The sequence below is a fragment of the Cellulomonas septica genome, from assembly GCF_012396155.1.
In the GTDB taxonomy this organism is placed as follows: domain Bacteria; phylum Actinomycetota; class Actinomycetes; order Actinomycetales; family Cellulomonadaceae; genus Cellulomonas; species Cellulomonas septica.
In genome coordinates this window covers 1-1,087 of record NZ_JAAXOY010000893.1, presented here as the reverse complement: position 1 = coordinate 1,087, position 1,087 = coordinate 1, and the positions used below count along the sequence as shown (strand labels likewise).

The following is a 1,087-nucleotide window of genomic DNA, read 5'->3' as shown; positions in this document are numbered from 1 at the left end:
GACCGTCAGGACGCCGCCCGCGGGCACGTCGACGGGCTCCCACTGCGGCACGGGCGCACCGTCGACCGCGACCGGCGTCGGCGCACCCGCGACCAGCACGGTCGCACCCGTCACGAAGCGCAGCTCCGGCCCGGCCATCGTGCACTCCAGGCCCGGCGCACCCTCGGGGTTGCCGAGCGCGCGGTTGCCGAGGCGGAACGACAGGTCGTCCATCGGGCCCGACGGCGGGATGCCGACGTGCCACAGGTGCGTCCGGCCCGGCCAGTCCTGGATCGTCGTGAGCATGCCCGCCCGGACCACCTCGACGCGGGGCGTGGCGTCGCGGACGTGCGCGAGCGTGCCGGTGTGGTGCAGGGCCTCGGCGACCTCGGGCGTGCGGACGATGCTGCGCAGCAGGCCGAGGTTGGTCGCGACGCCGTCGAGCCGGCTCCCGGCGAGGGCGGCGTCGAGCGCGGCCCACGCGGCCTCCCGGTCGGCGCCGGACGCGACGACCTTGGCGAGCAGCGGGTCGTAGTGCGTCGACACTTCGAGGCCGGGCTCGACCCACGTGTCGACGCGGACGTCGGCGGGCACCGCGAACGCGGTCACGGTCCCCGCCGACGGCAGGTGGTCGCGGTCGGGGTTCTCGGCGTAGACGCGCGCCTCGACGGCCGCACCGCGCGGGTGCAACGGGGTGTCGAGCGTGCTCGTGTCGCCCTGGGCCAGCCGGATCATCCACGCGACCAGGTCGACGCCGTAGACGGCCTCCGTGACCGGGTGCTCGACCTGCAGGCGCGTGTTGACCTCGAGGAACGCCGCCTCCTCGCGCTCGGCGTCGTACACGTACTCGACCGTCCCCGCGCTGCGGTACCGGACCGACGCCGCGAGGTCGCGGGCCGCGTCGGCGATCCGCTGCCGCACCGCGTCGGGCAGCGCGGGTGCCGGGGCCTCCTCGACGACCTTCTGGTGCCGCCGCTGCAAGGAGCAGTCCCGGTCGCCGAGCGTGACGACGCGGCCGAGCCCGTCGCCGAACACCTGCACCTCGACGTGCCGCGCCGCGGTGATGAGCCGCTCCAGGTACACGCCCGCCGACCCGAACGCCGCGCCC

At 76.1% G+C, this 1,087-nt stretch carries 1 protein-coding gene; it reads right to left on the bottom strand.

Going from position 1 to position 1,087, the window contains the following annotated elements:
• Positions 1-1,087, bottom strand: a 1,087-nt coding sequence (locus tag HGA02_RS20070) for an ATP-binding protein (RefSeq protein ID WP_484482064.1), incomplete at both ends; no start/stop codon positions are given.